We start from the raw sequence: 23876 nt of genomic DNA on the forward strand, positions 1-23876 counted from the left end.
CTATTTCTGGAGATCTCACGAACGACCTTGCATCTCATGGTAGATCTTCCATGCGCACGTTCAACAGATCGTTCGCGAACCCGCGGATTAGGAATAATAGGCTGTTTTGCAGGTTGGCCTCAGCCCGTCTGGAGCTTTGTGACAACAGGCCAAACGACCGTTTGGCCTCCTTACGTCGGGGGAGGCCTGGATAGAGGCGTGAACTAACTCCATATTGTGCACATGCGCGCAAAGGTGCTGCCATGCCGTCCCCTGACCCTGTTAGTCCTGCGGCCTTCCTGTCCGTCCGCCTGCCCTCCGCCACTCGGGACCGCTTGAAGATCGCAGCCGCGTCTCGTGGTGAGACAGTGCAGGGTTTGGTCGGTTCTCTCGTCGAGCGCTTCCTGGCCGAGGAGGCAGGCGCTGCCCCCCTTCTCGCCGTCGTGCTTCGCCAACTCCGTGAGCAGGCTGACGACCTGCGAGCCCGCGGCGTCGCCTCATTGTCCGTCTTCGGCTCGGTCGCCCGCGGTGACGCTCACCCTGGTAGTGACATCGACCTGCTGGCCGACCTCGATCCAGCGGCGCGGCTATCGCTGATCCGGTTGTCGTCGCTGCGCGCCGAACTCTCGGAACTTCTAGGCGCCCCAGCCGACCTGGTGGAGCGCGGAACCTTGCGGCCAGGGGTGCGCGATGCGGCAGAACGCGAGGCCGTTCGGGTATGGTGAGAATGGGCCGGCGCGGCACGCGCGAACGGCTGGAGGATATCCGTGCTGCCGCCGAGGATGCCCTTGCCTTCGCGGGCGAGCTGGATGAAGCCGCCTTCGCCGTGCTGGCCGAGACGGACCGTCGCACCTACCGGGCCCTGAAGAATGCCCTGGCTGAGATCGGCGAGGCAGTGAAGCTTCTCCCGCCCGATCTGCTTGGCCGCCATCCTGGCGTGGACTGGCGCGGCTGGGCCGGGCTGCGCGACTTAGTATCGCATCAGTATTTCAGCCTGGAGCTGCCTCGGTTGCGGCCGGCGGTGGCCGACGAGCTGCCCTTCCTTTTGGCGGCAGTCAGGGCAGAGCTAGGTGACGCAACGCACGAAGCTTAGCGTCCGCTCTGATGGTGGAGAGCAAGTTCGCCTCAGGTGCGCAGCTGGACTGCACTCAGGCAGCTCATTGCTGCCCGGAAAGCCGCACGATAACCGATCCCGTTAGCAGGATCGCTGCTCCCACCCGCCACGGACCTGTTCGCGGCTCTACCGCTGATACACGGCCCGGTAGGAGTCGCAGCGCCCAGCCGACACAGGCGTGATTTCTTTCGGCCACCTATTCAAGCCGAGATACTATCTCGCCTCGTCTTGACAGCGGAGCTTGTCCCAAGCTCCGCTCGAACTGGCGATACCTCTGGGACGTGTGGCTCACTCCCAGCCGGCAGCGCGAACCCTCCTACGTGGTCCCCATAAGATCGAATTTTCGAACGAGCAAGATGGCCGAGAAGACTCATACCGGCAGAAAGTCGGAAACAGCATCGCGAAGCAGCTTTATGCCGCCGCGTGTCGGTGCCAACCTTTCAACTTTAGATCGCATCCCGATCGTCTTCGACGAGACGGACATCGCCACCATCCTCAAGGCCACCAACCTAGCAATCCCTGATGACGCGCCCGCACAACTGGCATCCAATCTATCGAGGGCGGGAGCAACCTACGCCTTGGCAGCTTCTCAGCCTGACTGTGATCCCCCCTTCCAGCGCGCCAAATGGACCAAGCCTCTGGCGCAGGATTGCGAACGCCTTCTTCGTCGTCTGAATGCTCATCCAGAGCGGCCGGACGCGAGGGCTTTCAAGGAGCTCGCGATCGCCCTGGAGTGGCGTGATCGACGGCCGTGGGAACTGGATCTATTGCGGCCGGTACGCGAGACCGCCGAGCATCTCGGTCGGAGGGTGCAGGCAAACGAGCTTCTTCGGAAAGCCCTCCAGACCGACGAACAAGCGCAGCTCTTGGAGCAGTTTGATCCCGAAGCCATAACAGAATGGGCTGCCCTCAACTCGGGCGACAAGCTGCACGACGATCCCATCGTAGCCGCGCTTGAGAGGCTGGTAGGATGTTTGGTTTACCTCAGCAACGCCAGTCACCTGGCAACTGACCTCTACAAGGCGGCTCCCCGCAAAGGCCGGGAACTACCCCCGGATCGAGTGCTCTTCGTGACTCTGTGCCGAGTGTTCGAACGGGCGTTCGAGCGGGTTCCGGGGATCTCCAACAACACGGCAACGGGCGAAAGAGACGGCCCAGCTGTGCGGTTCTGCCGAGCGACCGTGCGATGCCTGGCAACCAAGCTTCAGGCGATGAGCCCTGAAATCCCAGACAGTCAGGTAATTGTGAAACGCCTGAAAAGGTTAGCAAACAGTCCTGAGGCTGTGGCGGAGCAGATCAGGCATGCATTAGCCGTTGACGTAATGCGCAACCGGTTCCGCCGGAGACGGACTGGTCCCAAAGACGGTGGCAACTCTGTGAATTAAATTTCTGTTCGTTGCCCACGTCAGCTGTTGGTGACCTGCCGTCATCTTCCGCCGGTTTCAACCCGGCGGAGTTCATCCATGGACATCGAGTACACCCCTCCCGACCAACCTGAGGGGGAGCCCCACGCGGAGCCTGCTCCTCCCTGCACCGTCGCACTAGTGCCCGACGCACAGCTGGCTGGGGCCACCGCCCAAACCCCGGATGCTGACACGGGGCAGGTGTCGGCCAGTCATGACACAGAGCCGTTTGGGTTCGATCCGAACGCGGTCGTTGACTGGGGGGACCAGGACCCGGATGCGGCGCGCGCGGCTTTGGCGGCGAGCCAGACCTTGGCGGTCGTACTGCAGCAATCGGTCCGCGAGGCGGAGGCTGCCGGCGGGCCGCCCTTTCTCGGCTGGTTCGACGACCAGGCTGTCCCGGTCACCACTGGCCGCCTGCGCTTTGCGCTGGACCGTGACCAGCTTCTTGCGGCGGCGGAGAGCCTGGTAGGCCTCGGCTGCCGGCCGAAGAACGGAGAGGCGACGGCCCGCATTACGCTGCGCGACGGCTGCTTCAAGGCTGCGGTCACCAGCGACCGGATGGACTTTGGCGAGGTCGCAATCTCGCCCAAGGGACCGATCGTAGGGCTCGCGTCAGACGCTGCGCCCGTTGCTTTCACCGTGCCGATCCGGAAACTGACCGACAGCATCCGCGCCAGCATGCCTGGCAACCTGCTCCACCTCGAGTTTAACCCCGACGCGAGACGATTGGTGTTCTCCGGCCTGCGCGATGGGCGCCGCCGGGTCCACACCGGCGTGCCCGATGCCTTCGATATGCGGAAGCGTCCGGTCGGCGTACCGACACCGGTGTGCTCCCTCAACCCGGTTCCGCTGGCGGCTGGCCTGCGTCTTCTGGGCACGATCATCAAACCTGCTGCGGGGAAGGAACCCACGTTCTGGGGTCGCGCATACGTCCGCGACGGCATGATCTTCGGCTCCCGCAAGGGCGTCCTGGGGGTGGTCCAGGCCGCTGGCGTCGCGGGGCTGAAGGCGGAGGTCCACGCCAGGGACCTTTCTCCCATCGGCAAGCTGATGAACCGCTTGGACCCGAGCCGCACCGGGCTCTTTGCCACGGACTCTCACGCTCTGATCACTGATGGGCAGACCTGGGTCGGGCTGCACTCGGAAGAGGCTACCCCGTTTCCCCCAGGGGCGCTGGAGTACTTCTTGAGCCAGAAGCCGAGCTATGAAGTCATGCCTTCGTGTGACCAGTTGCTGCCCGCCCTTGAGGGACTCTTGGCCACGGTCAAGGGCGGCCTCGGTGCTGGATGGGTCCGGCTCCGCACAAGGCGCGTGTACGGGCAGATCCGCTTGATTGTTCAAGCCGCGGATCAGCCAAAATGGCATTGCGGCGTTTACGATATTGATTGCAGTGTCAAATCCCACGACGGAACCAGCACGAGCGCGACGAACGTCGATGTGCGTGTGGATCTCTCGGCCCTACGGAACCTCGTCGCCTACGCCCGCGACGTCCTCGAGATCGCCAATATCCCCCTGGATGTAGTGCTGCCCGTGGCCGGCTATCCCAGGCCTATCCTGCGCCTGCGCCATGTCGTCGAGGGCCAGGGCGGTCACGTCCTGAGCGTGTTCCTGATGGGGATACCGTAGCCGTGTCCCCCATCGCGCCCTTGTCCTTGGGACCTGCCGCACCGCTCGAGGAGGACGCCTGCTGGTCGTACCTCGAGCTGTACCTCTGGCCCAAGGGCCCCGTCTGCCCCGACTGCGCCCAGGCCGGTGTGCCGCGCCCACTCCGAGGCCGCCCGCACCGCTGGCGCTGCGCCGTCTGCGGCACCCGGTTCCACGCCGGGCAGGATACGGTGATGGAGGGCACGCACCTACCGCTGGCGTTATGGTTCGCTGCTGTGCAGCTCCTCGCAGAGGCGCCTTGGCTCTCGTCGGTGCGCCTCGCTGCCGGGCTGGGGATCCGGCAGAAGACGGCCTGGTCCCTGGCCCAGCGCATCCGACGCTTGGCCGTGGAAGATTCGGCGCTACACCGCGCGATTGTTGACGCTGGGTGGCAGGGGATGCCGAAGTCCGCTCGGCATCATTCGATGCAACGGCACCCGCTGAGTGACATCAGTCGTTGACGTGCAAGCATGTCACCCGGGCTCTTTTGTCGCGCTCCGCTATCAAGTTGCGGACACGAAAGCGCCTAGGTGCCGTGCTCGAAAGCGCCTAAGCGCTCTGCACGGAAACGCCTATAACAAGGACGAATAATCAATAATTTTATTACTTTAGAGCACTTTCGGCTTGCACGGATTCGGGTGAGGTGATTCGACGCTGCTGATCGGGCAGCGAGGCTGGAGATGACGGCACCCTTGTCGCAGGACCTGCGGCGTCGGCTGGTTTGAGCGGTGGAGGCTGGGGCCTCGGCACGCGAGGCGGCAGCTCGCTTCGAGGTGAGCGCGTCTGCGGCCATCAAGCTGGTGCGGCGGGTCCGCGAGACCGGGAGCACGGCGCCAGCCAGGATCGGCGGTTATCGCAAGCCGCTGCTGGAGGGGCATGAGGGCCTATTGCGCGAGCTGACCGCCGCCAAGTCGGGCATCACCCTGGTCGAGATCCGGGACACCCTGATCGAGCGCGGCATTGGGCGGTTCTCGCTAACGACGATCTGGTCGACCCTGCACCGGCTCGGCCTGCGGCATAAAAAAAGTCGCTCAGGGCCGCCGAGCAGGACCGGCCGGACGTAGCCGCCCACCGTAGGCGCTGGCGCATCTGGCAGCGCTACATGGACCCGGAGCGCTTCGTGTTCCTCGACGAGACCGGTGCCGCGACGAACATGGTCCGGCGCTACGGCTGGGGTCCCAAGAGCGAGCGCCTGGTCGATGCCGCCCCACATGGCCACTGGCGCACCACCACCTTCATCGCTGGGCTCCGCAGTTCCGGCATCGTCGCGCCACTCGTGCTCGACGGGCCCATGACCGGGGATGCCTTCCTCGCCTATGTCGGACAGTTCCTCGCGCCCGTCCTGTCGCCCGGCGACGTCGTCGTGCTCGACAACCTCTCGGCCCACAAAGTCGCCGGTGTCGAAGAGGCCATCAGGGCTGCGGGCGCCAGCCTCATGTACCTGCCGCCCTACAGTCCCGACCTGAACCCGATCGAGCAGGCCTTTGCCAAGCTGAAGGTGCTGCTCCGAAAGGCTGCAGCCCGCACCCGAGAAGCCCTCTGGAGCACCATCGGCCAGCTGCTCAGCACCTTCACGCCCACCGAATGCCAGAACTACCTCGCCAACTCAGGCTACGCATCCGACTAAGATGAAAATGCTCTAGTACACTGCTCCGCACCTCACTCTTGCCGTCGATGGACGGTGCACGGGCTATGCGCAAACGCGGGTGAGCCATGCAGAAAAATCCACGAAATTGGCTACGAAGATGCTGTCAGTCCCGCAATATTCTCGCGGTATCCCCTTGAGCTGTGCCTTCGCGAACGCACGCTGACCGCGACCGCGACCGCGACCGCGACCACGTCGACTACGCTGACGAGATCGTCTACTCCTCCGCCTCCGACACGTTCACCTCGACCTTACGGCCTGCGGCAACTGGCCTGCGTGACGGTGACGATGTCGATACGGATAACGAACCCTGGCGCCAGTGGACGATCAGGTTTGTCCCCTCCGGTGAACTCCTCGTCCAATCCCACGAAGCCAGCAGGGCGAGCCCGAGGACACGATGACGACGAGCACCCCCACCCTCCCCGCCGTCGGCATCCTCTGGTTCGTCGCCCTGGCTCGCCGCATGCACCTCCTCACCCGGGCCGTGCCCCTGGACCAGGCCGAGCCCTACGACGACGCCCTCACCCTCCCCGACGGGCACTACGAGACCTGGCAGGCATGGTCCCGTCGTACCCTGCCCCTCCCCGATCCCGCCCTTCGCCCCCTCATCACCATGACCGAGTACGACAGCTGGCCCCGCGGCCGCGTCGTCTACCAGCGCACGCCCGACCGTTTTGTCGTCTACGCCGACCGGCAGCTCCTCGGGCCCACGCGCCTCACCAGGATCTACGCGGCGTTCGGGCTCACCCCCGACCGAACCATCGCCCGCACGGACCCACACTACCGCTACGCCACCCGCCTGCCTGCGGACGAAGGCTAAGCACCGCACGGGCCCCCACCGGGATCAGCGTCGCGCCAGGAGGCAAGGACAGGTCTCCTGGACGCCAGACCACCCGCACCGTGGACAGGGCAGCCGGCCGACGCACAGCCGCCTCACTAGGCCTTTGTCAGTCCGCTCGCCGAACCTGCGCCTCATCAATCTCCATGGCTGCGGGCCCAGGACCCCAGCGCTTATCGTCCCGGGCAACACGCATCCCTCGGCGGGCTGGCCGATACCACAGCTGCGCCCATGGGCTGATCGGGGGTGAGCCCGAACGCCACGTGGATGCGGGCGAGGCGCGCGGGCCCGAGGAGCTGCCGGCCCCGCGTCTAAACTTCCCGCCCCCTTTGTCGAAGCACCCGTGACCACACGCAAAGGGGCCTCCATCATGCGCGACGACCACGACTACGTCCGGCGCGGCTTCTACGGCACCATTGGCGCCGTCCTCGCTCTCTACGTCACCCGCTTTGTCGCGACCCTGCTCAGCTACCTCCTCGGCCTCGTCATCTTTCTCCTCGTCGGCATCGCGATCCTCCTCCACCACTTCGGCGTCTTCTGAGCAGTGGACGCGGCGCCGGACCCCGACATGGCCGCCCCACCACCCAAGCGGCGCAAATGTGTCAACGCCGGTTGAAAACTGAGCCACCGGTGATGTGGGTCACCGGGTGAAAACTGAGCCACCTCGGGGCGCTCAGGCAGGCTTGGGGACGAGCCCTTCCTTGCGCTTTCCGCGGAGGCGGTAGCTGTCGCCGCTGATTTGGACGACGGTGGCGTGGTGCATGAGGCGGTCGAGCATGGCGGCGGTGAGGACGGCGTCACCGGCGAAGGCCTGGTCCCAGGCCCCGAACGACAGGTTCGAGGTGAGGACAATCGCGCCCTTCTCGTAGCGGCGCGAGACGACCTGGAACAGGAGATTGGCCTGGTTCTGGGTGAGCGGCAGGTAGCCGATCTCATCGATCACCAGGAGGCGGTAGAGCGAGACGGCCCGGTGCAGCACCTCCTTGAGCCTGCCCTGGCGTTGCGCCGTCTCGAGCTGCAGCACGAGGTCAGCGGCGGAGGTGAACCGTGTCTTGATCCCGGCCTGGGTCGCCAGGTAGCCGAGCGCGATCGCGAGGTGAGTTTTGCCGACGCCGGACGGGCCCAGCAGGATGACGTTCTCGGCACGCTCGACGAACGCCAGGCCTGCCAGGGCCGTGATCTGCTGGCGCGGTGCGCCGGTGGCGAACTCGAAGTCGTAGCCGTCCAGCGTCTTGAGGGCCGGGAACCCGGCGACGCGGGCGAGCATCTGTCGCGCCCGCGCCCGGCGCGTCTCCAGCTCGGACCGGAGCACGGCCTCGAGGAAGTCGGGATAGCTCGCCTGTGTCTCTGCCGCCCGCTGGGCCGCTCCGGCGTAGTCGGCCGCGATGCCGCCCAGGCGCAGGTCGGCGCAGAGCTGGGTCAGCCTCTCGTGCTGCAGGTTCACGAAGCCAGTCCCCCGAGCAGCCCCTCGTAGACCGATAACGGGTGCTGGATGACCGGGGCCGGACGACGGATCGGGAGCGGCCGGGCGGTGGGCGGCCGCAGGATCTCGCCCTCCCAGGGAGCAGCCAGCGGCAGCAACGTGCCGCGCTCCTCCATCAGGAGCTCGGCCGGAACCCGGCCCGTCGTCGCGTGCACCCGCTGGTTGGCCACGTCGCGTAGCCAGGTCCTGACCTCGAGGTTGGCGGTCACCACATCGGGCCGCAGCCCCAGCGGGCGCAGGCGGCTCTCCAGCGGCACCCAGAAGTCCTGGCGCAGGTAGCGGATGAAGCGCTCGACCTTGCCCTTGGTGGCGGCCCGGTAGGGACGGCAGAGCCGCGGCACGAAACCATGGTGGCGGGCGAAGTCGCGGAACGCGGGCTGCAGGCGGTGCAGTCCGGGGCCGTAGGCGTCGCGCCCGACGACAACCGTGCGCATGTTGTCGTAGAGCACCTCCCGCGGCGTGCCCCCGAAAGCCCGGAACGCCTCCCCGTGGCAGGCCATCAGGCTCTCCAGCCGCTCGTCCGTGACGAACTCGGCGTAGGCTGCCCGGCTGTAGCCCAGCACCGCGACGAACACCGACAGCGGATCCGGACCACGCCGCATCACCGCCCAGTCCACCTGCATCTGCTGGCCCGGGGCGGTCTCGAACCGCACCACCGGCTCCGGCACGGCGGCCGGGCGTAACCGCGCCAGGTGCTCGCGAAGGATGGTGATCCCGCCCTCGTAGCCGCGAGCCCGCAGCTCCCTCAGCACCACCACCGCCGAGAGCCGTTCCGGCAGCGCCGCCCGGATCCTCCCGGCGATCCAGGCCTCGTGCCCCGCCAGCTTGCCCGGGACCGGCGGCCGCGGCGTGTAGCGCGGCACCTCAGGACCGCGCAGGTAGCGCTCCACCGTGTTCCGGCTGTGGCCCGTGCGCCGCGCGATCTCCCGCACACCCAGCCCCTGCGCATGCAGGATCCGTATCTCCATCGCCCTCTCCGCCAGCAGCATCGGTCCCTCTGGACGAGGTCCCGAGCCTAGCGAGTGGCTCAGTTTTCAACCGGCGAACCGGCTCAGTTTTCCAGCGGTGGCTACAAATGGGCAAACCGGTCCTTCCACGGTCCGCTAACAGTTTGAAAAGAGCGGGCCAAAAGCTGGCTCTCATACCCGGATGGGCCCTTCGGACGATCCAACGGGCTCCAGCACAGCCCCCTGCCTCCGCCTCTCCAGCGGGCCTTTGTCGCCGCCTAAAGCTACGCTCCTGGGCGCAGAACGCTGGGTACGGCTGCCTTCACCACAAGAACTCCAAGCGGATCCGCAGGAAGAGCTGCCCACCGCGCTCGATCTTCTCGTAACCGACGACCGAGTCCCCCTGGTTCGTGAGGACCCGGGCCGTGCACCGCGGCAAACCCATTTGTACGCGAAGAAGGTTCCGGTCCTCAGGCGTTGCTACTCCGGGTGCCCGAAACCGCACCATCATCGTGGGCGTGCGCTCATCAATGGCCCCGTGTTCCGAGGTCAATCCAGGCTCGTACAGTCGCAGCACACGGATGGTGACGAGTGGATTGGACTGCTCCTCCATCAGTCGCTGCACCTGCCGGAGGACGTCCCGGTCGGCACAGTCGAAGACGGGTTCGCGCGCCGCCGCCTCAAGCGTCGCCTGCCGTAAGGCGGCCCGCTGTGCCTCGGCTTGGCGTTGCGCTTCTGCTGCCCGAGCCGTGAAGCGCCGATCGTCTTCCGCCCTGCGCCGCTCCGCCTCTTTCCTCACCAACTCTGCCCGCTCCGCCTTCTCCGATTCCTCCCGTGCCCGCGCGACACGTCGGGCCTCGTCACCTCGGGGGTCCGGCGCAGAACTCACTAGAGTCTCGATGTACTGGCGCATCGCAATGAAGTTCCGCGGGTCGTCGCGGTTCTCTACCAGGCAGGCGTCAATGCGCGCGATCAGCGCCGCGTAGTCGTCCTTTGTCCACCGCTCCTGCGGCATGCCGAACAGCATGGTGCCCGGTCCCCACCTTGTCTGGCGGACAACCCGCAAGCTCACGGCTGGGCACGGCAGCGCCGCGATCGGACTGGCCGGGCTTCCGGCAGCAGGAGAGCCGGTCCGAGGCGAGTTTCCCGACTGAGGCGCCGCCGGCGCGCTCGCCATGACAGACGCACCGGCATCGGCCTGTGGCGGCATCGCTCGCCGAGGAGGCACCCCTTGCGTCGCTGGCACGAAGGCTGACTGCGCGGCGCCCCCGGATCGCCGGAGCGCATCGGCGGTCGCATTGTCCAGGAAGCCGCTCTGCGCGAGCCCTGCCCGAGCCTGGAATGCACGCAGGGAATCCCGCGTCGCCTGGCCGTACACGCCGTTCAGCGGGATGGGCGGTGCACCGCCAGTCGCCCCCGACAGTAAGCGCTGCAGTTCGACGTGCTCGCCCACGTCGCGTGATGTCTCCTCGTTCGCCTCCCGTCCGAGCCATCGGGCGTAGTCTGCACGCTTGCCCGTATAGGCCCGGTCCACGCACGCGACGGCGCTGGCCCGCGTCGCCGACGGGACCGGGCCGGCCTGCGGCAGTCCGCACTCGCGGACGACGTAGGCGTGGAAGGCCTGCGCGTCCTGCCTCAGTGCTGCTTGCTGCTCCTTCTGGAGCTGATGCCGGAGCGCTTGGTAGGCCTGAACGAAGGCAACATCCCTCCGCTTCAACCCGAGCTGACCGGCCGGGTTAGAGCCTGTTAGCACCTGAATCCTCATCCCGGTGCCTGCGTTCTCTGGCTTTCTGGAGAACGGGATGGCGCTGACGGATGAGCAGTGGGCGGTGCTGGAACCTCTTGTCGAGGCCTGCCGCCCGCACGCCAAGGTGCCACCTCAGCACCTGCGCCGGACCATCGGGGCCATTCTCTGGCGGCACGACAACGGCGCGAAGTGGCGGGCCCTGCCGGTGGAGGAGGGGCCCTGGTGGATGGCCGCACAGACCTTCATACGCTGGTCGCGCCTGGGCGTCTGGGAGCGCCTGCTGAGCATGGCGCAGGACCGGGGCATCGGGCTCGGCATGACCTTCCTCGACGGCACCTCCGTGCGGGCACACGCCAAGGCCGCCGGGGCGGCCAAAAAGGCGCGACTGCGACGGAGCGGGATGAGCGTGAGGCGCTTGGTCGCTCTCGTGGCGGCTTCGGCACCAAGGTCTGCGTGATCGCGGACAGCGCAGGCCGCGCCGTTGCCTTCTCACTGACGCCAGGGCAAGCGCACGAACTGCCCCACGCCGTGCCCCTCCTCGCCAGGCTTCCCGGCGTGCCGCTCTGGGTGGTGGGCGACCGCGGCTACTCCAGCCATGCCTTCCGCCAGCACGTCTGGGACCTCGGCGCACGGCCTGCCATCCCGACGAAGCGGAATGAGGCCCCGGTCGCCTGCCCCGACTGGATCTACAACAACCGCAACCGCGTCGAACGCCTCTGGGCCAGGCTCAAGGAGTGGCGCGCCGTCGCAACACGCTACGAGAAGACCGCATCCAGCTTCCTCGGCGTCCTCCACCTCGCCGCCGCCCTCGACTGGCTCAAGCACTAACAGGCCCTAGTACTGACTGTGAAGCAGCTTTGAGGGGGTTTGGTTGTGTAACCCCGTACACTGCCAATCATCCATTTTAAGAAAAATGGTCGCGTGGTGCTGCCGCTAGACTGAGATGGCTTTCAAGCTCCTGTCGGATCAGCTTCGATGATCCGCTGCAATCCTTCGAGGAGTTCGGGATGTGACGCTCCAATGTACTTCACGACCTTTGGGGCAGTGAGCAGTTTTTTCAGATAGCCGATGGCAACGACGAGGTGGAGGTTATCCGTCCCGTAACTTTGCTCTACCATCTTCACCTCTCGTTCAAGGTGCGCCGACTCCCGCTCCATCAACTCCATCTGGTCGGGCGTGAACCCCCGCACCCTCTTCGGTCTGCCGTCTGGGACAAGCCGGTCTTTCGGGGTGGCCGCGAGGAGCGTCAGAAGGTAACCGCGGGAGTAGCGGTTGAAGCCGATCATCATCTCGGCGACCTCGATCTGCCGCAACGGCAGCATGCGGCGCAAGAGTGAGAAGACACTCAGGGCAACAGGTTTGTCCTTCAGCATCTCGACTGCTTCAGGACAGACCCCATCCAGGGCGCGGCGCTTCTGGCGGAGCGTCACGACGTCGATGTTGAGGGCACGGGCCAGCCGCTCCTCCGGCACCTTCTTCTCGATGGCCCGCAAGATCATGCGGTGCTCCTGCACCGCCGCGAGCCGGCTGATCCGCTTGTTGTATGTGAAGGCTTCGTCGTCCGTGGCAACGAGGCAGAGGACATCCTCAGCGCCGGCCAGACGGAGGGCTTCGATCCGAAGATGGCCGTCGAGGAGGAGGTAGGTGTCCAGAGTCCGGGGGTGGCGGACTACCACCGGAGGCTCGATTACGCCCACCTCCGCGATTGAGGCCGCGATCTGCGCGAACTTCGTCGATCTCTGGATTTTCGCGGTCACAGGCCGCAGCAGCTGGAGTTGGTCAAGCCGCAAGCGGATCCCGACGGGTTCGAAAGCCCGCGCGACCGATCCTTTCAGGCCTCCGCCGTCCATCGCCTATGCTCCCTCTGCCCGGGTCCCGAGGTGATCCTTGAGGGGCTTGGGTAGGGTGAGTAGCCCCTCGGCGCGGAGCAGCGTCGCAAATCCTTCATCCGCGAGAAGGGTCCGGAGCGCCTCGACGACGAAGGCGAGGCGGTTCCGGGTGGAGGCGGCGTTGCGAGTAATGACGCGCTTCTTGTCAACATCCGCCTGGTAGGTTCGAAGGAGGGCGTTCACGGTCAGCACCTTCTGCTTGCTGCCCTCTGGCGTCTTGACGCGCTTGCCCTGCACCCGCCTCTGCTGGACGAGGCGCCTCGCCGCAAGGAGGCTGTTGCCGCGTAGCAGGTTTCGCTCGTAGGCCTCCTGGAGAACCTGCTGGACATCGTCGTCCTCCGCGTCGGCGATCGCGATGGCGACGCTCACCGGGAGATGGCCGGCCTCCACAGCCCGTAGCAGACGAGTTTCATTGCTGCCGAGAAGGCGCAGGACACCCCGGACGTACTCGCCAGAGAGGCCGGTCTTTCTCGCGATCTCGGCATCGCTGTGCCCGCGTTTCTTCATGCCGTCGATGTCGTGGAGAAGGTCGAGCGCGTTGTGCTGTCGGCGGGCGACATTCTCGACCAGCCCCATGACAAGGCATTCCTCGGTCCCGGCCGAGACCACCAGGGCCGGGATGGTGGCCTGTCCGAGCTCCCGGAAGGCCTCCAGGCGCCCCTGCCCGCAGATGAGATCGTATCGCACGCCCGGGTCACCCAGCCGTGGCGTGACGGTGATCGGGCGCTTGAGCCCGACGGCAGCGATGCTCTCCACCATCTCCAGGAAGACCTTCCGGTTCCGGACGCGGGGGTTCACTACGTCGATCAGCTCGACCGGGATGCTTTGGATCAGCGGGGTGGGCTGCGAGGACATCAGGTCACCTCCGAAAGGGCTGCGCGGCCCGCCAGGTCAAACAGAGGATCGAGGGAGTCGAAGCGGAAGACATCGAGCGAGAACCCGTTCGCCTCCGCGAGGCGAAGCCGGGCAAGACCCGTCTCGGCGCGTGGCAGGAGGTAGTAGTCGCGGATGGCTTCGTTCCCTTCGTCGAGGCGCGCCGCAATGGTGATGTCGGGACGGAGAGCCGCCTCCATCCGGATGTGCCAGCGGTAGGCGCCGGCCGACGTCTCCTGACATCGGGCGAGGACGAGGGAGGCGGTGAACTCGTCGTTGAGGATCAGGAGGTCCGTGGCCGGATCGCGGACGACGGCACCGCCCGCCCTCTCGATCCCCGCGATGATCGTCCCGACGAGGCCGGGGTACATCGCCCGCAGGGCGCGGTTCACCTCGACGTAGCGGTAATCCCGGTCGGGCGTGAAGCCGACGAGCTGATAGGCCCGGAGCAGACTGCCGAAGCGGGACGCGTAGGCACTACTAGAGGGCAAGCCGTCTGCCTCGTCGATGACGAGGCCCGACAGGAAACCGCGCCTCGACAGGAGATCGCGGAGGGATTCGAGCATCTCCTCGTCGGTCAGGCTCCGCGACCGCTCCCGGATGATGATGTTGGCCGCTTCGAAGAGGAGGCGATCGACGATCGGCGGGAAGATGTCGTCGCGCCGGACCCACATCGCCGCCTCGTTCCTGACGCGGACCCCTCCGAGTTTGCAGGAGGTCCGGTTCCAGACGTTGTGCCCGACGTACCTCTCGTTCGTGAGCACCGCGTGGACCGCGCCACGGGTCCACGGGCGGCCGAGATCAGTAAGCCGGCCGCTCCGGTTCAGGAGATCTGCTATCTCGCGCTCGTTCCGGCCCTCCTCGACGAAGCTCCGGAACATCCAGCCGACGGTTTGTACCTCGTCCGGTGGTCCAGGGACGAGGACGACACGGTCGGTCTGGATGCTCTTCTGCTCGCCCCGGGACAGCTGCGTCTTCGGGGTGCCTGTCCCATCGATCAGTTGCCGCCGCAGGCCAAAGCCCGGCGGACCGCCCTGGCGATAGCCCAGCTCGATGAGCCGGCACTGACCGGCGAAGACCTTCGCTGAGAGCTGCCGGCTGTACTCCCCGGCCATGGCGCGCTTGACGCCCTTGACGATGGTGGCGATCGGGCTGCCATCGTTCTCAAACCCATCGGTACAGTACTCGATGGTGATGCCGGCCCGCTTGCAGAGATACTCGTAATAGGCGCTCTCATCCGCGTTCTGGAACCGACCCCAGCGGCTCACGTCGTAGACGAGGATCAAACTGAAGTCGGCCCGGCCCTCGCGTACGTCGTCGAGGAGCGCCTGCAAGCCGGTCCGTCCCGAGATGCTGAGGCCGCTGCGGCCATGATCAGCATAGGTGCGGACGATCTCGATCCCGCGGGCCGCAGCATAGTGGCGGATGGCGTCCGACTGGTTCTCCGTCGAGTACCGCTGATGATCCGTCGACATGCGGACGTACTCGGCGGCCCGGGTGGGCCGGGCCTCGCTCGATTTCGCTCCGTCCGCCGTTCCTTGTCCCACGCAGCGGCTCCTTTGATGAGCCCGTCCGGACTCCATACTTTTCTCGCAGGACAGGAGTCATCTCGGGATCCACGGAGATTGATCCCGGATGGCAACAACGTGAGAAGTTCACCATTCCGAAGTCGAATCAAAAATTGGGGATCGGCCGGGAGCGTACTCGGTGGCGGCCTTTAATTGCTGCGCCGGTGCTACGAACTGAGCTTGCCCACGCGTTGGAGTTCGACTGCATCATCAGATGCATCAATGAAGGATGGATGGGCCAGCAGCTAAACTTCCAGCCTCTTAGCTTGAAGCGCTAGCACCCTGGCATCCCGCCGGCCTTGCTGGAAGTCCGATGCGCCACGACCAACCCTTTGTCCCGCTTCTCCCCGAGGCGCTGCTCCGCCGCCACCGCTGCCACGAGGCGACCGACACCCGCTTCCGCGCCGCCGCGCGCCTCGCCCAGTCCCTCTGGCGTGAGAGCCAGGGCCTACCCTGCGGCCGCGTGACCAACCCAGACACGGGCCGTCGCCGCCCTCTCGGCAGCCGCCTGACAGCCACCGCCGCCAAGGCCGGCGCCAACTTCCTCGATCCCTCCCTCGTGCCGCTCGTCCGCCGCGAGCTCGCCTGGCGCGAGCCGGGCGCCGTCATTGAGGAGCGCCGCCTCTGGGGCAACCTCCTCTCCAGCCAAGCCCTCGCCTTCTCGCTCTTCCTGCCCCTCAAGCGCGACCTGGCGCTCGCCACTAAGCTGCTAGGTGGGCTCTTCCCCGACCTCGTCGGCATCGTGACCGAGATCCTCCTCGAGCACTCTCCCGGCCGCGGTCATCCCGCCCTCACCGCCGACCGCACCGCCTTCGACGTGCTGGTCCGCTGCACCACCCCCACCGGCCGGCGCGCCTTCCTCGCCATCGAGGTGAAGTACTCCGAGGCGCCCGGCGGCACCGCGGCTTCCCCCTACCCGCCCTATGACGACCTCTCCCGCGCTGCCGGCGTCTACCGCGACCCGGACGGGCCCGCTCTCCGCTCCGGCACCCTCGGCCAGTTCTGGCGCCAGCAGCTGCTCGCCACCGCCATGCTTCGCCAGGGCCTCTACGACGCGGGCCGCGTGGTCGTCCTCGCCCCCGCGCCCAATGCCGATGCCTGGCGCGCGCTGGAGGGCTACGCCGACCAGCTGAAGTCGCCGGAGCCAGCGGTTTCCGGCTTTGAGGCCCTGCCCCTGGAGGCCTTCGTCCTAGCGCTCGCCAAGGCCGGGGCCGACGCGGTCGCGGAGCCGATCGCCCGGCGCTACCTCGACCTCTCGCCCGTCTACGCGGCCCTGGACCGGCATCTGGAGGGCGGTACGCCACCGGAAGGGAAGGAGACCCCGGCGGACGCGGGCTGAGCCGCCATGGCCCAGCACGGAACCAGCGCGGAGGACGGGCCCTCCCCCGCCGTCGCCGCCCTCCTCCGCGCCCTCGTGGCGCACCCATGGCCGCAGCTCGTCCTGCTGCACGTCGACCCCGGGCACCCGGAGGCGGATCTCGCCCGCCGGGCCGCAGCCCTCGCCTCGGTCGCGACGGAGGCGCTCGCCTACCTCGCGGGCGAGGCCCGGTGCGGGCACTTGGCCGACAGCCTCTGGGAGCAGGTTGCGGCCCTGGAGGACGCGCCGGCTATCCGCGCGCTGGTGCCGGACCGGGCCACCCAGCTGGCGGACCACCGCGTCGAGGTCTGGCTGGAGGACCGCGCCCTCGGGACCGGCCCCTTCACGCCCGGGGGGCAGTCGTGATGCGCGCCGGCACGCCTCCGGGCAGCTCCTCCGCACAGGCCGACGTCTACGCCCAGGTGACGGACGCCATCGTCGCCGCGATCGAGGCCGGCCTCGCCAAGGGAGCCGACTGGCGCATGCCCTGGCATCGGCGGCGGGATGCGGGCGCCTCCCCTGCCCTGCCGGTGAACGTCGCGAGCCGGGCCGCCTATCGCGGCATCAACACCCTGGCTTTGTGGGCCGCGGCCGACGCACGGGGCTACCCCGTCGGTCTCTGGGGCACCTACCGGCAGTGGGCCGGGTTGGGCGGCCAGGTCCGGAAGGGCGAGAAGGCCAGCACGGTCGTGTTCTGGCGCTTCCCCAAGCGGGGTGACGCGGGGGAAGACGCTGACAGCGAAGATGCCGCCATCCAGGATGACGGAGCCACGGGTCATAGCCGCCGCGGACCCTGGGCGCGGTCCTATGCCGTCTTCAACCTGGCCCAGGTGGATGGGGCCACCCTGCCCGCGGACACCACGCCCAGGCTGCCGGAGGAGGCGCGGATCGGCCGGGCCGAGGCGTTCTTCGCCGCCCTGCCAAGCTTCGACCTGCGGCACGGAGGCACGGCCGCCTTCTATGCCCCCACGACCGATCACGTGCAGCTGCCCCTCTTCGCGGACTTCCGGTCGGCCGAGGGCTACTATGCTACCTTGGCCCATGAGGTGACGCACTGGACGGGGCATCCCACCCGCCTGGCACGCGATCTCTCGGGGCGGTTCGGGTCCGCAGCCTACGCGGCCGAGGAACTCGTGGCGGAGCTCGGGGCCGCCTTTGTCGGGGCGACCCTCGGCCTTGCAACCGAGCCCCGACCCGACCACGCCCGTTACCTCGCCCACTGGCTCGACATCCTGCGAGGCGATCGGCGCACGTTATTCACGGTTGCGGGCAGGGCGCAGAGCGCGGCGGACTGGCTGCTCGCCGCTGCTGCGGGTCCTCCGGCCCTTGCTCCAGTAATCCGCCATTGCCCGAGGCAGATGCTGACGTAGCAGCCGTCCGTTCCTTGCAAGGTAGCTGGCCTACTTTGGCCGGCACCTCAGACGCCGAGGACTCTTGCGAGGGGCATCAAAGTTCATGTGGACTCTTGCGATGGATGAGACGACCGACTCGGGCTGTGGGGCAAAGCACGGCTGCCATACACCACTGGCATTTATCCCGACGCCAACCGAGGACTGTTGCGAGCAATGCGTGGACTCTTGCGACACGCTTGAACGGCAGATCAAGGGGTTCGGCCAGTTATCCCGTGGACTCCAGCGAACAAGCTAATAATAGAGTCTCTAATACCTCCAAATAGCTCCCCTCGCAGGAGTCCACAGGCGACAAACCCGGCCGCCATGGCATAAGGGTTAGAAGCTTGAGGGAGTGGGCCGTGGGGACGGTGCATCGCCTGATCGAGGCTCAGGGCAAGGCGGGAGCTCTGGCAGCTGACATCGATCGCCGTGTCGTGGAAGCCGCTACAGCGTACATGGCCGACGAAGATTCCAACGTCGGCTTCATCTACTCTGGGTGGACTCAGGCAGCGCTGCCTCACAAACGCCTCGCTGATGATGCTGTCTGGAAGATCAGTTCAGAGCACGTCACCCTTCTCGTCGAACCCGGACGGCGGGCCGTGGACTCTTGCGAGCCCGAATGGGTAGGGGTCCCCTACGGCAGCCGAGCCCGTCTAATCTTGCTCTTTCTCCAATCTGAGGCGCTCAGAACCAAGTCTCGAGAGATTGAGCTAGGCCGCAGTCTCCGTGCTTGGCTGTCCCGCCTTGGTATCCCCATCGGTGGCAAGAGCTTCAAAGATGTACGGGAACAAGCTGAGCGGATCTCTCGCTGCAGACTAACATTCCACATCAAAACTGCAGGCCGGGCGGGGCTGGTGAACCAGAACATCGTAGACACGGCGATGTTCGTGGGAAGCGAGGACCCCTCTCAGACATCACTGTTCACGGACACGGTGCGTCTCTCAGAGAGCTTCTTCGAGCAGCTCCAGCGGCATCCCGTGCCGATCGAAGAAGCGGCGATTAAGGCGCTGTCCAACAATTCGATGGCCCTCGATATCTACTGCTGGCTCACCTACCGCTTGCATGCCCTGCAGAGCCCGAAGCCGATTACCTGGAAGGCTTTGCAGGGGCAGTTCGGCGCCAGCTACAAGGGTCTCCACCATTTCAAGCCCCGTTTCCTGGAGAACCTGAACCTAGCCTGTGCGGTCTATCCCCGGGCCGATGTGGAAGTAGATGAGCGAGGATTGACCCTAAAGCCTTCGCGAGCGCCGGTCATGCCGCGATTGGTGAGGGGGTAAACCGCCTCCCCCCGTAGCCGCCGGGATTCCGGCGTAGTCTGTCGTGGGTCGGGAGGTTGTCTCGGCCAGCATAACCTCCCCGCTCCGGCGTCAACTCCCACTGAGTCCCCTCCTCCGCCGGCTCAAGTCACTCCAGACATCGGTTGCGATACCTACCCAGAGCGTCGAAGCGGTAGCCTCACACAAGATCACGGCCGCCCTCGGCGCTTCGGAGAGCGATCCTCAAGGTCTTCAGGCGCAAGTGTAACTCCTGCGTCACGTAACGCCGTAGTGACGACCTGTTTGAGGGTGAGACCGCGCTCCGCGGCCGCTGCTGTGATGGCTTCCACGCTGCTCAGCCTCATTCGAAGATTTAGAGTAGTGGGGAGATCCTCACGTGACGGCGTAGAGACTCCCACGCGTGGCGCTGTAGGGTTGTCGTTACGTGGGGTCGTGGGGCCATCCTCACGTGACGGCGTAGGCATCACAGCAGGAGGAGTATGTGGTTCAGCCGCTCGGACCTGCTGGACCAATGCGACGGGGTCAATGAGGGGCTTCGCACCCTTGAGCGCCACGGCGTTACGCCCCTACGACAATACGTACAGACGGCATCGCGCCATTCCGCCGTAGCTCATCCACCACAGCTGTCATTTCTTTGTAAGCGGCTCCGGTATTTGGCATCCGCCCGGTGTGCGTCATCGTCTCGTAATCGGCTCGGTGGCCGAGAGTAGCGTCAAGGCGGGCGAGACCAGCCTCCTTGATTTGCTCGGCCGCGTGAGCGGCGACAGCCGTGGTCCTGACCGAATTGAGCACTACATAAGCGGGGATTGTACGACGGGTAGTGACAGCCAGACTCTTCACCTTTGTAGCGGTGGTCCGGGCTTCATAGAGGTCCGCCTCGCTTGATTTACAGGGGATAAGCACCGCGTCTGCCGATGCGATAGCCACCGACGAGCCGAGGTTCTCGAACCCGGCGGTATCCACGAGCACGAGGTCGAACCGCTCTCGCAGGTCAGCGATGAGGTGAGCAAGCCGATCCTCATTGGCCTCGGCCCGATGCTCAATGCTCGGCCCCTCATAGATGTGCCCAAGCCAGCGATGCAGAGCACCATTAGGATCAGCGTCGATGACGGCGAACGAAGTACCCTCACGAGCGAGGAGGGCAGCGACGGCTCTCGCTATTGTGGATTTGCCGCATCCGCCCTTCGACCCGGCTAGTGTCAGCACGCTCACAGCGTCACGTCTCCTCGTAACAGCGGCCCTACGGTCGCACGTCACTGCGTAGACGCGCAATGGCGTAATGCTGAAACTGCGTACGGGCGTAACGCCGTCTCTACAATTAGGTGGTTGGCAAGTGGGAGCACAGGTCACCAGCGTGCTGGATTCCAATGTGCCGTAGTCTGGAAGGCCCAAACTATGCAGCGACCTTCGCCGGTGCGTTCGCCGTCCTCGCGGTCACGACCAGGGATGCTCAACATGTGGAGAGGACCGGCTTCGGGCTCAGCAGGGCAGGGGGCTGACCCCGTGCTGCTCACCCGCGAAGCCAGGAGATCCGGACCAGACCGCCTTCTCCGGCCAAGCACTTCGGCACGATAATCCAACATTATCGTGCCTTTGTTGAGATGAACGGCTGGTTGCCACTCAAGCGTCTGTCCTGGCACACTGAAATCGGTGGGGACGGCAGGCGCGAGGGCGCCAGTTCCGCTGGCCGAAGAGGGCAGGGGACTTGGGGGCAGTGAGCGGGACCGGGATGCGGACCTCAGCAAAGGCTGGATCTTCTCGTTGTGAACGGGCGAGGATGGGCCGGTGACGCCAGCCGATGGCGCCGACGGCAAGCTGCTTCCCCTCGCGGTGCGACGGCTGGTGCAGGATGCGCTGCCGCCCGAGGCGCTGGCCGTGCTCTCCGGCCCGGTCGGCGCGGCGGTGGCCCAGGCCGCCGGCTATGCGGGCCGGGCGCTCTCCGACAACACCCGCCGCGCCTACGAGAGCGACTGGCGCGCCTTTTGTGGGTGGTGCGAGGCGGGCGGCATCTCTCCCCTCCCGGCCGCCCCGGTCGTCGTCGCCGGCCATCTCGCCAGCCCGGCCAAGACGCTGGGCCACAGCGGCCTGCGCTGGCGGCTAGCCGCCATCGCTCAACAGCATCGCCCAGCCGGGCACCCCTGGGAGATGGGCCACCCCGCGATCAGCACCGCCAGCCGCGGAATCCTCGCGACCCGCGGCAAGACCGCCCGCCCCGCCGCGGCGCTGAACTCCATCGAGATGAAGCGGCTGCTCGCCAGCTGCGGGACCGGGCGTTGCTGCTGCTGAGCTTTGCCAGGGCGCTGCGGCGCTCGGAGCTCGTCGCGATCGACCGCGAGCACCCGCACTTCACGGGGACGGGGTGACCCTGTTCATCCCGCGCTCCAGGCGCGACCGGGAAGCGGAGGGGGCCACGATCGGCATCCCGCGCGGGCTGAACCCGCTCCTCTGCCCGATAAGGGCCACCGAGGCCTGGCTCGAGTGGGGCGCGGTCTTCCGCCGGCTCAACCGGGGAGGGGCGCTGGAGGACCGGCTCTTGCCGCAGGGGGTGTGGTGGATCCTGAGGCGTCGGGCGGAGATGGCGCGACTCACGGTGGGCGAATGCGAGCGCCTGTCGGCGCAGGGGCTTCGGGCCGGGTTCATCACCGAGGCGTATCGCAAGGCCGCGCCCGACGAGCAGGTGATGCACCACACCCGGCAGAAGCGCCTCACCAGCGCGCAAGCCTATCGCCTCCGAGCCAGGATTCATCGCTCGACCGCGATAAAATCCTCACGGTCGCCCAGCTAAGCCTCGTCACGCGCAGCGAGGTCATTCACTCCCTGGGCCCGCCCGGGACCGGCAAAAGCCACCTCGCCATCGCGCTCGGCGTCAGGGCGGTGAGGGCGGACCGCAGCGTCCACTTCTGCAGCCTCGCCGATCTGCTCGGACAACTAGCCAGGGCCGAGCGTAAAGGAACGCTGGCGAACCGCATCCAGTTCTTCTGCCGGTCGGAGCTGCTGATCGTCGACGAGATCGGCTATCTCCCGGTCATGCCCGGCGGCGGCGATCTCATACCTATAGCCTCCATCGCCCCTGCGTGCAGGATCAACGGCACTTGCGTAGATTTCGGTATCGCAATTAAATTGCCCAGAGTCATTGGGTGCAGGCCAGGAGGCTCAACCGATGCAATGTGTCTTCAGGCTGTACGGAAACTTCGCCTTACAGGCGCCCGGCAGAGACGGTGTCGTCGAGGTTTGGCTCGACGGTCTGCGCACCATGCTGCGATGGCTGCCGCGCGCCAGCGTCGACACGAGCGAGGACCCGGCGCCAGCTTCCATACCTCCGGGCTCGTCGGCGGCGGCGTTCTTCACCAAGAATGCCGACACGGACTGCGCAGCCTGGATCGACGACATTGCCAAGGCGGGCGGCATTGTCCTCAAGGGCGCATCCCTGATTGAGCAATATTGCGGAGACGTCGTCGATCTGCGCCTGCCGCTCGCGAATGGCGTCGTCTACGGCAACCCGCTGAAGGCCGGTGAACGCAAGACGACCCCGACCTTTTCTGGCCTCCGCGTGTTCACCTGGAAGGGGGCGCCTCGCTTCGGGCTTCACCTGCATTTCCCCTCGCCGGTCGAACAGGCTCTCCGGTCGAACGCCCGCGCATTTCCGATCACGGCGGAATACCTCGCCAACCCACTGCGGGCCGACGTCGCCCCGCCGATCATCGCCACGCTCCGTGGCGGCTGGTCGAAGGATAACGGCAGCGGTGGCACGTCCATCCCACTTGATATGACCCGGATTGCCCAGACCGAAAGGCGGCTGGGCGGCTTCGGGTTCTCCGAGCGCGGGAAGAACAGCGACACCGGCTTCGTGATCTACACACAAGCCACTTCACAGATCGGGGATTACTGGCCGAGCAATGCGGAAACGTTCCTGCTCGATCTGTGTCGACGCTACGGCTTTGCCGTGGGCGGCACTGCCAGCTGGCTTACATTCTCGCACAACAGCCCGGCGGATCTCAGCCTCCGCTTCGACGGCGAGCCGCGGACCCGGCTAATCTACCGAGTCCGGACGAAACGGCATGACCAGGCTTCGCCGCAGGACGGGGCTGATTTCAGGTTCGACAGCGGAGGCCGGCTGGAGATCCGCTTGGCGGCGGAACTCGGCGGAGCCGTGGTCGCGCATGACAGCGGCAAGACCGGCACGGTCGGCGGCTGGCTCGCGTTGGCCAAGGTCGTTTCCGCCGACTGCACGCTCGGCTGGACCATCTCCCAACACGCCGCTTGGAGCGGCGACCGCAGCACGGACTGGTCGCCGACCGTCACGATCCGCATGCATTGGGCCGAGCAAGTCGACACGATCACCGCGAGCCCGGTCACACCCGGCCAGCGTTTCAACGGCGGCCTGCTCGCCTTCGCTGCCAACTCGTTCGAAACGACCCGGGACGCGCTGCCGGCCGGGGAGGCGGGCAATCCGGTGTCGTTCCTGCCATCCCTCGCGCTGGCCAATGGGCAAGCCGTCCGCTTCGTCCTGCACGGCACCCCGATTCCGGCGACCATGGATCAAAGAAGCGGATTGGTCGAATGGGGCTGTCTCGACGCTGAGGGACGGCCGCTCCCGTGGCGGCGGCCGCCGATGCGGTTGACCCTCGCCAGATCCGACGACCTGATCGCATCGACGCCCGAGGCAAAGGACGGGCAAACCCTGTCCGTCGTCGCGACGAACATCAGCTTCTTCGACC

23 protein-coding genes and 1 pseudogene are annotated in these 23876 nt (G+C 66.4%); 17 read left to right on the forward strand and 7 right to left on the reverse strand.

Translation table 11 applies throughout. The features are described from left to right. Positions 1 to 314: 314 nt before the first annotated feature. From J5Y10_RS24775 to J5Y10_RS24810, 8 genes are all read left to right on the forward strand, one after another. Positions 315 to 704: a nucleotidyltransferase family protein gene (locus J5Y10_RS24775; protein WP_245215069.1), complete on the forward strand. Its 390-nt coding sequence runs from the start codon at positions 315 to 317 to the stop codon at positions 702 to 704. Between the two features lie 2 nt (positions 705 to 706). Continuing rightward, positions 707 to 1072, forward strand: a complete 366-nt coding sequence (locus J5Y10_RS24780; protein ID WP_209376815.1) for a HepT-like ribonuclease domain-containing protein — start codon at positions 707 to 709, stop codon at positions 1070 to 1072. 377 nt (positions 1073 to 1449) lie between these two features. After that, positions 1450 to 2478 carry a hypothetical protein gene (locus J5Y10_RS24785; RefSeq protein ID WP_209376816.1) on the forward strand — a complete coding sequence of 343 codons (1029 nt, stop codon included), beginning with the start codon at positions 1450 to 1452 and terminating at the stop codon, positions 2476 to 2478. A 78-nt stretch (positions 2479 to 2556) separates the two neighbouring features. After that, positions 2557 to 4125, forward strand: a complete 1569-nt coding sequence (locus tag J5Y10_RS24790; protein WP_209376817.1) for a hypothetical protein — start codon at positions 2557 to 2559, stop codon at positions 4123 to 4125. A gap of 2 nt (positions 4126 to 4127) precedes the next feature. Then, a complete protein-coding gene (locus J5Y10_RS28955; protein ID WP_209376818.1) occupies positions 4128 to 4604 on the forward strand; it encodes a transposase in 477 nt (158 codons plus the stop codon). A gap of 267 nt (positions 4605 to 4871) precedes the next feature. Continuing rightward, a protein-coding gene (locus J5Y10_RS24800; protein ID WP_408901602.1) for an IS630 family transposase occupies positions 4872 to 5770 on the forward strand; the annotation gives its coding sequence in 2 pieces (ribosomal slippage) (positions 4872 to 5178 and positions 5178 to 5770; 900 coding nt in all). 415 nt (positions 5771 to 6185) lie between these two features. After that, positions 6186 to 6608, forward strand: coding sequence for a hypothetical protein (locus J5Y10_RS24805; protein WP_209376819.1), 423 nt, complete (start codon positions 6186 to 6188; stop codon positions 6606 to 6608). A gap of 388 nt (positions 6609 to 6996) precedes the next feature. Beyond that, positions 6997 to 7167: a hypothetical protein gene (locus J5Y10_RS24810; RefSeq protein WP_209376820.1), complete on the forward strand. Its 171-nt coding sequence runs from the start codon at positions 6997 to 6999 to the stop codon at positions 7165 to 7167. Positions 7168 to 7299: 132 nt separating this feature from the next. Here J5Y10_RS24810 and istB read toward each other — a convergent pair whose 3' ends face one another. The 3 genes from istB to J5Y10_RS24825 all read right to left on the reverse strand — a co-directional run bounded on the left by istB (position 7300) and on the right by J5Y10_RS24825 (position 10821). After that, a complete protein-coding gene (istB, locus tag J5Y10_RS24815) occupies positions 7300 to 8070 on the reverse strand; it encodes an IS21-like element helper ATPase IstB (protein WP_209376821.1) in 771 nt (256 codons plus the stop codon). Continuing rightward, positions 8067 to 9098, reverse strand: a complete 1032-nt coding sequence (gene istA / locus J5Y10_RS24820; RefSeq protein ID WP_209376822.1) for an IS21 family transposase — start codon at positions 9096 to 9098, stop codon at positions 8067 to 8069. The genes istB and istA overlap by 4 nt, the downstream gene beginning before the upstream one ends. Positions 9099 to 9378: 280 nt before the next feature. Next, entirely contained in the window at positions 9379 to 10821 is a 1443-nt protein-coding gene (locus tag J5Y10_RS24825; RefSeq protein WP_209376823.1) for a peptidoglycan-binding domain-containing protein, read from the reverse strand. 37 nt (positions 10822 to 10858) lie between these two features. Here J5Y10_RS24825 and J5Y10_RS24830 point away from each other — a divergent pair. After that, positions 10859 to 11631 (forward strand): IS5 family transposase gene (locus J5Y10_RS24830; RefSeq protein ID WP_209376824.1). Its coding sequence is split into 2 segments (ribosomal slippage): positions 10859 to 11177 and positions 11177 to 11631, totalling 774 coding nucleotides; the frame shifts between segments, so codons are not numbered across the junction. A gap of 122 nt (positions 11632 to 11753) precedes the next feature. Here J5Y10_RS24830 and J5Y10_RS24835 read toward each other — a convergent pair. The 3 genes from J5Y10_RS24835 to J5Y10_RS24845 are packed head-to-tail and all read right to left on the reverse strand — an operon-like array spanning position 11754 to position 15112. Continuing rightward, entirely contained in the window at positions 11754 to 12653 is a 900-nt protein-coding gene (locus J5Y10_RS24835) for a plasmid partitioning protein RepB C-terminal domain-containing protein (RefSeq protein WP_209376825.1), read from the reverse strand. Positions 12654 to 12656: 3 nt separating this feature from the next. Further along, positions 12657 to 13547 carry a plasmid partitioning protein RepB C-terminal domain-containing protein gene (locus tag J5Y10_RS24840; RefSeq protein WP_209376826.1) on the reverse strand — a complete coding sequence of 297 codons (891 nt, stop codon included), beginning with the start codon at positions 13545 to 13547 and terminating at the stop codon, positions 12657 to 12659. Beyond that, positions 13547 to 15112, reverse strand: coding sequence for a recombinase family protein (locus tag J5Y10_RS24845; RefSeq protein WP_342453013.1), 1566 nt, complete (start codon positions 15110 to 15112; stop codon positions 13547 to 13549). Before J5Y10_RS24845 ends, J5Y10_RS24840 begins: the two co-directional genes overlap by 1 nt. Before the next feature lie 334 nt (positions 15113 to 15446). Between J5Y10_RS24845 and J5Y10_RS24850 the strand changes: the two genes are divergently transcribed. The 4 genes from J5Y10_RS24850 (at position 15447) to J5Y10_RS24865 (ending at position 19158) form a co-directional block, all read left to right on the forward strand. Continuing rightward, entirely contained in the window at positions 15447 to 16472 is a 1026-nt protein-coding gene (locus J5Y10_RS24850; RefSeq protein ID WP_209376827.1) for a PGN_0703 family putative restriction endonuclease, read from the forward strand. Positions 16473 to 16478: 6 nt separating this feature from the next. Then, positions 16479 to 16856 (forward strand): hypothetical protein, encoded by a 378-nt coding sequence (locus J5Y10_RS24855; RefSeq protein WP_209376828.1) that lies wholly within the window; start codon positions 16479 to 16481, stop codon positions 16854 to 16856. Then, positions 16856 to 17860, forward strand: coding sequence for an ArdC family protein (locus J5Y10_RS24860; protein WP_209376829.1), 1005 nt, complete (start codon positions 16856 to 16858; stop codon positions 17858 to 17860). The genes J5Y10_RS24855 and J5Y10_RS24860 overlap by 1 nt, the downstream gene beginning before the upstream one ends. A 389-nt stretch (positions 17861 to 18249) precedes the next feature. Next, a complete protein-coding gene (locus tag J5Y10_RS24865; protein ID WP_342453014.1) occupies positions 18250 to 19158 on the forward strand; it encodes a replication protein RepA in 909 nt (302 codons plus the stop codon). A 558-nt stretch (positions 19159 to 19716) separates the two neighbouring features. Here J5Y10_RS24865 and J5Y10_RS24870 read toward each other — a convergent pair. Then, positions 19717 to 20370, reverse strand: coding sequence for a division plane positioning ATPase MipZ (locus J5Y10_RS24870; protein ID WP_209376831.1), 654 nt, complete (start codon positions 20368 to 20370; stop codon positions 19717 to 19719). 573 nt (positions 20371 to 20943) lie between these two features. On the opposite strand from J5Y10_RS24870, the gene J5Y10_RS24875 reads away from it, so the two are divergent. The 4 genes and pseudogenes from J5Y10_RS24875 to J5Y10_RS28160 all read left to right on the forward strand — a co-directional run. Then, the gene (locus J5Y10_RS24875) at positions 20944 to 21444 is read left to right on the forward strand and encodes a hypothetical protein (RefSeq protein WP_209376832.1); all 501 of its coding nucleotides are present in this window, start codon (positions 20944 to 20946) and stop codon (positions 21442 to 21444) included. A 73-nt stretch (positions 21445 to 21517) separates the two neighbouring features. Further along, positions 21518 to 21943 (forward strand): site-specific integrase, encoded by a 426-nt coding sequence (locus J5Y10_RS28150; RefSeq protein WP_245215075.1) that lies wholly within the window; start codon positions 21518 to 21520, stop codon positions 21941 to 21943. Further along, positions 21922 to 22128 (forward strand): annotated as a pseudogene (locus J5Y10_RS28610) (ATP-binding protein); the annotation flags it as partial. The gene J5Y10_RS28150 and the pseudogene J5Y10_RS28610, both read left to right, overlap by 22 nt. A 190-nt stretch (positions 22129 to 22318) precedes the next feature. After that, a partial coding sequence (locus J5Y10_RS28160) for a hypothetical protein (RefSeq protein WP_245215076.1) occupies positions 22319 to 23876 on the forward strand: 1558 nt, incomplete at its 3' end.

This window comes from Roseomonas indoligenes (assembly GCF_017813365.1).
GTDB classification, from domain to species: domain Bacteria; phylum Pseudomonadota; class Alphaproteobacteria; order Acetobacterales; family Acetobacteraceae; genus Roseomonas; species Roseomonas indoligenes.

Excerpts from the sequence above, each read along its gene's own strand:
- J5Y10_RS24835 (WP_209376825.1), bottom strand. The coding sequence starts at position 12,653 with ATGGACGGCGGAGGCCTGAAAGGATCGGTCGCGCGGGCTTTCGAACCC.
- istA (WP_209376822.1), bottom strand. The coding sequence starts at position 9,098 with ATGCTGCTGGCGGAGAGGGCGATGGAGATACGGATCCTGCATGCGCAG.
- J5Y10_RS24860 (WP_209376829.1), top strand. The coding sequence starts at position 16,856 with ATGCGCGCCGGCACGCCTCCGGGCAGCTCCTCCGCACAGGCCGACGTC.
- J5Y10_RS24790 (WP_209376817.1), top strand. The coding sequence starts at position 2,557 with ATGGACATCGAGTACACCCCTCCCGACCAACCTGAGGGGGAGCCCCAC.
- J5Y10_RS24805 (WP_209376819.1), top strand. The coding sequence starts at position 6,186 with ATGACGACGAGCACCCCCACCCTCCCCGCCGTCGGCATCCTCTGGTTC.
- J5Y10_RS24810 (WP_209376820.1), top strand. The coding sequence starts at position 6,997 with ATGCGCGACGACCACGACTACGTCCGGCGCGGCTTCTACGGCACCATT.
- J5Y10_RS24825 (WP_209376823.1), bottom strand. The coding sequence starts at position 10,821 with ATGAGGATTCAGGTGCTAACAGGCTCTAACCCGGCCGGTCAGCTCGGG.
- J5Y10_RS24840 (WP_209376826.1), bottom strand. The coding sequence starts at position 13,547 with ATGTCCTCGCAGCCCACCCCGCTGATCCAAAGCATCCCGGTCGAGCTG.
- J5Y10_RS24785 (WP_209376816.1), top strand. The coding sequence starts at position 1,450 with ATGGCCGAGAAGACTCATACCGGCAGAAAGTCGGAAACAGCATCGCGA.
- J5Y10_RS24850 (WP_209376827.1), top strand. The coding sequence starts at position 15,447 with ATGCGCCACGACCAACCCTTTGTCCCGCTTCTCCCCGAGGCGCTGCTC.
- J5Y10_RS24855 (WP_209376828.1), top strand. The coding sequence starts at position 16,479 with ATGGCCCAGCACGGAACCAGCGCGGAGGACGGGCCCTCCCCCGCCGTC.
- J5Y10_RS24780 (WP_209376815.1), top strand. The coding sequence starts at position 707 with ATGGGCCGGCGCGGCACGCGCGAACGGCTGGAGGATATCCGTGCTGCC.